The 7,616-nt window shown below is 67.1% G+C and carries 6 protein-coding genes and 1 rRNA gene; all 7 read left to right on the forward strand.

The window, feature by feature from the left end:
• Positions 1-95 precede the first annotated feature (95 nt).
• The gene (locus Q0996_RS01385) at positions 96-887 is read left to right on the forward strand and encodes an enoyl-CoA hydratase/isomerase family protein (RefSeq protein WP_299615234.1); all 792 of its coding nucleotides are present in this window, start codon (positions 96-98) and stop codon (positions 885-887) included.
• 8 nt (positions 888-895) lie between these two features.
• Entirely contained in the window at positions 896-1,816 is a 921-nt protein-coding gene (locus Q0996_RS01390) for a potassium channel family protein (RefSeq protein ID WP_299615236.1), read from the forward strand.
• Positions 1,817-1,829: 13 nt separating this feature from the next.
• Entirely contained in the window at positions 1,830-3,584 is a 1,755-nt protein-coding gene (locus Q0996_RS01395) for a monovalent cation:proton antiporter-2 (CPA2) family protein (protein ID WP_299615239.1), read from the forward strand.
• A gap of 11 nt (positions 3,585-3,595) precedes the next feature.
• A complete protein-coding gene (locus Q0996_RS01400; RefSeq protein ID WP_299615242.1) occupies positions 3,596-5,590 on the forward strand; it encodes an acetyl-CoA carboxylase biotin carboxylase subunit in 1,995 nt (664 codons plus the stop codon).
• Between the two features lie 11 nt (positions 5,591-5,601).
• Positions 5,602-6,507 (forward strand): hydroxymethylglutaryl-CoA lyase, encoded by a 906-nt coding sequence (locus tag Q0996_RS01405; RefSeq protein ID WP_299615244.1) that lies wholly within the window; start codon positions 5,602-5,604, stop codon positions 6,505-6,507.
• 59 nt (positions 6,508-6,566) lie between these two features.
• Positions 6,567-6,986 (forward strand): DUF1489 family protein, encoded by a 420-nt coding sequence (locus tag Q0996_RS01410; RefSeq protein ID WP_299615246.1) that lies wholly within the window; start codon positions 6,567-6,569, stop codon positions 6,984-6,986.
• Between the two features lie 538 nt (positions 6,987-7,524).
• Positions 7,525-7,616, forward strand: a 16S ribosomal RNA gene (locus tag Q0996_RS01415); the annotation flags it as partial.

The raw sequence follows: 7,616 nt of genomic DNA on the forward strand, positions 1-7,616 counted from the left end.
TCTGGACACCCGCATGGCGCTCGGCCTCGGCATCTCGGCGGCACTCAACGCGCCCTTGGAGCCGACGCGCTTCGGCGTCTTCAGGATGTAGGGCCATGACCGCTCCCTTGTTTGTCGAAGAGATCGATGGGCACGGCGTTGCGCGCCTCACCCTGACGCGCGCCGAGCTGCACAACGCCTTCAACGATGTGCTGATTACCGAGTTGACCGCGGCATTGCAGGGTTTCAAAGACGATGACCGCGTGCGGGTTGTGGTGCTGGCGGCCCAGGGGCGCAGTTTTTCCGCCGGTGCCGATCTCAACTGGATGAAGGCCATGGCAGGCTTCTCCGAGCAGGAGAACCGCGAGGATGCCTTGCGCCTCGCGCGGCTGATGCAAACTCTGAACGACTTGCCGAAGCCCACCATTGCCCTGGTGCAGGGCTCCGCCTATGGCGGCGGCGTGGGGCTGGTCGCCTGCTGCGATGTCGTCATTGCCGTGGAAGAGGCGAAGTTCTGCCTATCGGAGGTCAAGCTGGGGCTGATCCCCGCGGTGATCAGCCCCTACGTCATTGCCGCCATCGGCGAAGCGGCGGCCCGCCGCTACTTCCTGACGGCCGAGCCCTTTTCCGCCTGGGAGGCCCAGAGACTGGGGCTGGTGCACGAAGTCGTCGAGCCTTCCTCACTGGAGCAGAGAGGACGGCAGATGGCGTCGGCGCTGCTGGCCGGCGGCCCCAAGGCCCAGGCCGCCGCCAAGGACCTGGTCTTTGCCGTGACGGCATCCGATGCCGATGGGGGGCTGATCGAAGAGACGGCCACGCGCATTGCCGCACTGCGCGCCTCGGCCGAGGGCAGGGAAGGGATCACCGCATTCTTGGAGAAGCGTAAGCCGAGCTGGCAAGAAGACTGAGGTAGAGCATGCGCAAGCCCGATCGCTATTGGCTGCCGGGAATGGCTTTCACCCTCGGCCTCTATCTGCTTGTCGCCATGGCTGTCGCCGAGGACTTCGGTGTCTTCTTTTTCGTCATGCTGGGAACCCTGGTCTTTTCGGTCACCCTGTTCTATTGGCTCTTTCCCGGCAGTCATCTGACCACCATCGCCCTTGCCAACTTCCTCTCGGTCTATGCCTGCTTGTTCCTCTTCTTCGTCGAGTCCAACTTCAGCGCGGCGGCCGAGTGGGCCGTGCGCCTCTCATTTGCGATGCCGATCCTCGCCTTCATGGCCGGTGTCTGGCTGCGCCGCGGCTCCATTCACCGGTTGGTGCGGCACGAGATGGAGCCGAGACTGCGCTATGCGCCGCGCCTGTTCCTCTGGCTGATCCCGGTCTTTGCCATCGGGCTTGCTTCCTTCCTGCTGCCGCATCTGGCGGTCGCCGGCGAATCCCTCAACTACATCCTGCTCGGCAGCATGGCTGCCATTGCCCTGCTGGTGCTGGGGGTGAGCCGGGACGTCACGGCCTTTCTGCTGGAGACCGGCCTGCTGTTCGAGGACTTCTTCTCCCAGGCCAAGGCGCTTCTGGCGCCGACCCTTGCGTTCTTTACCTACTATTCCTTTGTCGTCATCGTCTTTGCCAGTGTCTACCGAATCATCGAGCGGGTGATCCCCGGCCCGCACTTCGTCATTTCGGGAGAGATGCGGTCGATCACCTTTATGGAGAGCCTCTACTTCTCGATCATCACCTTGAGCACGGTCGGCTACGGCGATCTGGTGCCCGCGAGCCTCTTGATCCGGGCCATCGCATCGCTGCAGATCGTCATCGGCGTCTGGCTGATCATCTTCGGCTTCTCGGAAGTGCTGCGGTTCGCCCGCGAGCACCGTCTCCACGACGCCCGCAAGTAGGAGGCGCCAGTCCATGCACGAACCCGCGCATCTCAACGAGGTGCTGGTCTTTCTGATCGCCGCGGTCTGCGTGGTGCCGCTGTTCCGCTGGGCCCGCTCCAGCTCGGTGCTCGGCTATCTGGCGGCGGGCCTGCTGCTTGGGCCTTCGGCCCTTGGCTTGGTCAAGGACCCCGAGAGCGTTCTGTTCCTCGCCGAACTGGGGGTCATCTTTCTCCTCTTCACCATCGGCCTCGAACTCTCCATCGAGCGGCTGAAGCTGCTGCGCCGCTATGTCTTCGGCCTCGGTGCCGCGCAGGTCGGTCTCACCGGCTTGCTGATCGGTGCCGTGGCCTACGCTCTGGGCCAGCCCGTGCCGGCAGCGCTGGTCATCGGCAGCGGCCTGGCTCTGTCATCCACCGCCTTTGTCATCCAGATGCTGGTGGAGCGCGGCGAGATGGCCTCGCGCTTCGGCCGCGTCGCTTTCGCAATTCTGTTGTTTCAGGACTTGGCCATCGTGCCGCTGCTGGCGCTCCTGCCGCTGATCAGCGCGCCGGATGCCAGCCTGCTGGAGGCTCTCGGCCTGGCCGCTATCAAGGCGGTCGCCGTGGTCTTCGCCGCGCTGGTGATCGGTCGGCGCGTGCTGCGGCCGCTGTACAGGGTGATCGCCGCCAGCCGGCTGCAGGAGCTCTTCGTCGCCGTGACCCTTCTGGTGGTGCTGGGCTCCGGCTGGATCATGGCCCTGGGCGGCATCTCCATGGCCTTGGGGGCCTTCCTCGCCGGGCTGCTGCTGGCGGAGACGGAATACCGTCATCAGGTCGAGGCGGATATCAGGCCCTTCAAGGGGCTGCTGCTCGGTCTGTTTTTCATGTCGGTGGGGATGGCCATCGATCTCTCGCTGGTCATCGGCGAGTGGCAGATCGTTCTGCTGGGGCTGGTCGTGCTTCTGCTGACCAAGAGCGTGATCACGACGCTGCTCTGCCTGGCCTGGCGGCTGCCGCGCGACGTCTGTCTGCGGGTGGGCCCGGTGCTGTCCCAGGGTGGCGAGTTCGGCTTCGTGCTGTTCGGCGGTGCCCTGATCCTTGGCCTCCTGGAGCGGGAGGTCGGCCAGCTCCTGCTTGCTGTGATCGCGCTCTCCATGGCCGCGACCCCGGGCATGGGCTGGCTCGGCGCGCGTCTCTCCAGGCTGGCGACGCCGCGTCCGGGCATCGGCCTTGCCGGTTTGAAGGAGGAGACCGAGGACACCAGCGAACACGTCATCATCGCCGGCTTCGGCCGTGTCGGACAGACTGTGGCCCGCGTGCTCTCCACCTGCGGGGTGCCCTATATCGCGCTGGACCTGGATCATGCCCGGGTGACCCGCGGCCGGCGCGAGGGCCTGCCCCTCTACTACGGCGATGCGACCCGCGTCGACGTGCTGGAGGCGGTGGGGGTCGAGCGGGCCCGCGCCGCGGTGATCACCGTCGACCGTGCGGCCGAGGCCAGCCGCACCGTCGAGGCCCTGCACCGACGCATGCCCGAATTGCCCATTCTGGTGCGGTCTCACGACCTGCGCCATGCCCACAAGCTGGAGGAGGCCGGGGCCCAGGCGGTGGTCCCGGAAACCGTTGAGGCCAGCCTGCAGCTCGGGGGAATCCTCTTGTCTGCCGTCGGGGTGGGCGCCGATGATGTGACCCGGGTCATGAGCGATTTCCGCGAGGACAACTACGCGCTTCTGGAGGACCTGGACGGCTCGGCGGCGAAAGGCGGAGCGGCGGCTGCGGGCGGACCGGGACAAGACAAGAAAGAGTGAGGGGCGGGGCGGTGTTCGATAGCATCCTGATTGCCAACCGCGGGGAGATCGCCTGCCGGGTCATCCGTACGGCGCGGCGCTTGGGGCTGCGCTGCGTGGCGGTCTATTCCGAAGCCGATGCCGCGGCCGCCCACGTGGAAATGGCCGACCAGGCCTTTTGCATTGGTGGCGCCCCGGCGGTGGAGAGCTATCTGCGCGGCGAAGCAATCCTCGCCGCCGCCAAGGCCGCCGGCGCCCAGGCGATCCATCCGGGCTACGGATTCCTGTCGGAGAATGCCGAATTTGCCGAAGCCTGCGCAGCAGCCGGCATCACCTTCGTCGGCCCGCCCGCCGCGGCCATCCGCGCCATGGGCTCCAAGAGCGAGGCCAAGGCCCTGATGGCAGCGGCGGCCGTGCCTCTGATCCCCGGCTATCACGGCGACGCCCAGGACGCGGAGGCTTTGGCGGCGGAGGCCAAGGGCGTCGGGTTTCCGCTGCTGATCAAGGCGTCGGCCGGCGGCGGCGGCAAGGGCATGCGGGTCGTCAAGGAGCCCGGGGCGTTCCCCGCCGCGCTGGAGGCCGCCCGGCGCGAGTCGATGGCCGCCTTCGGCGACGACCGGGTGCTGCTGGAGCGCTATCTGGCGACACCGCGGCACATCGAGATCCAGGTCTTTCGCGACGACCACGGCGCGGCGGTGCATCTCTTCGAGCGCGACTGCTCCTCCCAGCGCCGGCACCAGAAGGTCATCGAGGAGGCGCCGGCCCCCGGGCTGCCGGCGGCCCTGCGCCGGTCCATGGGCGCGGCGGCGGTCAAGGCGGCGGCGGCCATCGACTACCGCGGTGCCGGCACCGTCGAGTTCCTGGTCGACGGCGAGGGCTTCTACTTCATGGAGATGAACACCCGCCTGCAGGTCGAACACCCGGTGACCGAGATGATCACCGGGCTGGACTTGGTGGACTGGCAGTTGCGGGTTGCCGCCGGCGAGCCCCTGCCGCTGACCCAGGAGGAGATCACCTGCCGCGGCCATGCCGTCGAGGCCCGGCTCTATGCCGAGGACCCGGCCGGCGGCTTCCTGCCGGCCACGGGCCGGCTGCTCCACCTCGCCCTTCCGGAGGAGGGGGAAGGCCTGCGGGTCGACAGTGGCGTGCGCCAGGGCGATGCCGTCACCGTTTTCTACGATCCGATGATCGCCAAGGTGGTCGCCTGGGGGGAGGAGCGGGCGACGGCGCTGCGGCGCCTCGACCGCGCCCTGGCGCAGACCGAGATTGCCGGGGTAGTCAGCAACGTGGCCTTCCTGAGGGCGATGCTCGCCCATGCCGGCTTCCGCGAGGGCGCCATCGATACGCTGTTCATCGAGCAGCACCTGGACGACCTGATTCCGCCGCGCGCGGGTCCATCGGACAAGGTGCTGGCGGCGGTGGCCCTGGCGGAGATGCGCTGGCGTAGCCGCCAGGCCAAGGCGGCCGCGGCAGCCTCCGGCGATCCCCATTCGCCCTGGCAGCTCACCAACGGCTGGCGCCTCAACTCCGAGACTCACAGCGACCTCACCTTCTTCGATGGCGAGGAGGCCTATCTCGTTTCGCTGCATTTCCGCCCCGAAGGCCTGCGGCTCGACCTGCCCTCCGGCCAGCACCCCGTGCAGTTCGCCGAGGTCGGCGAGGATCACTTCGCCATCCGCCTGAACGACGAGAGCTTTCGGGCCCGCGTGTTGCGCGATGGCTGGCAGCGCTGGGTGCTCGTCGACGGGGCTGTTCATGTGCTGACGCTGGAGGATCTTCTGCGGGGCCTGGCCGAGCACGGCGCCGGTGAGGGGCGCATCACCGCGCCCATGCCGGGCAAGGTGATGGCGGTGCTGGTGCAGCAGGGCGATGAGGTCAGCCAGGGCATGCCGCTTTTGCGCCTGGAGGCGATGAAGATGGAGCACACCCTGACCGCGCCTTACGACGGGCGGGTGGAGAGCCTGACCTGCGCGGCCGGCGAGCTGGTCGACGAGGGCAGCGAACTGGCGGTCCTGGCGGAGGCGTGAGGCGGGCGGCCATGGCGTTTCCCGAACGGGTCGAACTGGTTGAGGTGGGGCCGCGCGACGGCCTGCAGAACGAGGCGCTGACCCTTCCGGCGGCGGTCAAGGTCGCGCTGATCGAGCGCCTGGCGGAGGCCGGCTGTCCGGTTGTGGAAACCGGGGCCTTCGTCTCGCCGAAGTGGGTGCCGCAGATGGCCGATACCGCCGAGGTGCTGGCGGGACTGAAGCGCAAGGCCGGGGTCCGCTATCCGGTGCTGGTGCCCAACGAGAAGGGGCTGGAGCGGGCGCTGGCGGCCGGCGTTGAAGAGATCGCCGTCTTCGCCGCCGCCTCGGAGAGCTTCTCCCAGCGCAACATCAACTGTTCCATTGCCGAGAGCCTGGAGCGCTTCGCGCCGGTCGCCGAACGGGCCAAGGCCGCGGGGATGCGCCTGCGCGGCTATGTCTCCTGCGTGCTCGGCTGCCCCTACGAGGGGGCGGTGCCGCCGGCCAAGGTGGTCGAGGTTTCGCTGGCGCTGGAGCGGCTGGGCTGCGAGGAGATTTCCCTGGGCGACACCATCGGCGTGGGGACCCCGCAAAAGGCGCAGGACATGCTGACGGCTGTCGCCGGCGAGCTGCCGATGGCGCGCCTTGCGGTGCACTTCCACGACACCTACGGGCAGGCCCTGGCCAACATCCTGGCCTGCCTGGAACTCGGCGTGGGCACGGTCGACGCCGCAGTGGCGGGGCTCGGCGGCTGCCCCTACGCCAGGGGCGCCTCCGGCAACGTGGCCAGCGAGGATGTGGTCTACATGCTGGACGGCCTGGGCATCGACTGCGGCATCGACCTAGCCAAACTGGCGGAAGCCGGCCGGTTCATCTGCGAAGCGCTGGGCCGGCCCTCCGCATCGAAGGTGGCCCTTGCTCTCGCCGGCCGTACGCCGTAGGTCTGGCGGGGGAGGAAGAGGGTCTGGACAAGTTCGTACTGGGGTCGCCAGGGGTATCGATGACGCTTCATTTGATGAAACTCTGCGTCGGCGCCGATTCCGTGGAGCATTTGGACGCTTTTCAGCAGCGCCGTCTGCGCCAGGGCCAGCGCCTGTTCCACGACACCCGGATGATGCCCAAGCGCGCCGAGGAGATCACCGACGGCGGCTCGCTTTACTGGGTCATCAAGGGGCGCTTTCAGGTCCGCCAGGCCATCACCGACATCACCCGGGAGGTCGATGAGACCGGGCGGGGCTTTGCCCGCCTGCACCTGGACCAAACCCTTTGCCGGGTGATGCCGCGGGCCCAGCGCCCGTTTCAGGGCTGGCGCTATCTGGAGGCGGCGAAAGCGCCCCAGGATCTGGGGGCTGGCGCCCCCGGCGGCGAGGATCTGCCACCGGAAATGCAGGCCGAACTGCGGGCCTTGGGCATCCTCTGAAAAAATGTTCGAAAGGGGTGTTTTTCGTTCTGGACAGGCCCCGGAGCAGCCCCTATATAGAGCGCCGCTGACGCGGTGACCCAAGGGTTTCGCGGCGGCTTCCGGAGAGCGGGTTTTCCACAATCCATCGGCGTTGAAAGCCTCGCTCCTTATCAGTATAGTGTTCGCCCCTGAATTCTGCTTCTTCGAGAGTAGTGAAGCGGGCGATTGCTCGGCGGGTCGTTTTCGCGCGTCTCGGCTGAGCCTGCTGTTTGACATTGTTGTTTAAGAGGAAGGGATACGCGGGCGGCGGGTCTGTATTGGTCTGTCGTTTATGGTCTGGGGTTTTGGGTGTTTTGGCACTTGGGGCCTTTGATTGGACGCGTATTCTTTTAGACGGATCTTTCTTTGGTCCTGTGCGGGGTTTGGCTTTGGCTGGATTTCCGGCATGGACTGGAGGGAGATTTCGCGCGTTTGATGAGAGGATCCCGTTGATGAGCCTGGGGTCTGGGGCGGTTTTGCTGTGAGGCGGGGCTGTTCCGGGATTTCCGGGCGAGGTCAACCTAAGAGTTTGATCCTGGCTCAGAACGAACGCTGGCGGCAGGCCTAACACATGCAAGTCGAAGGAGAAGCTTCTCTTCGGAGGGGTGG

Source organism: Pelagibius sp. (assembly GCF_028289705.1).
GTDB lineage: Bacteria > Pseudomonadota > Alphaproteobacteria > Kiloniellales > Kiloniellaceae > Pelagibius.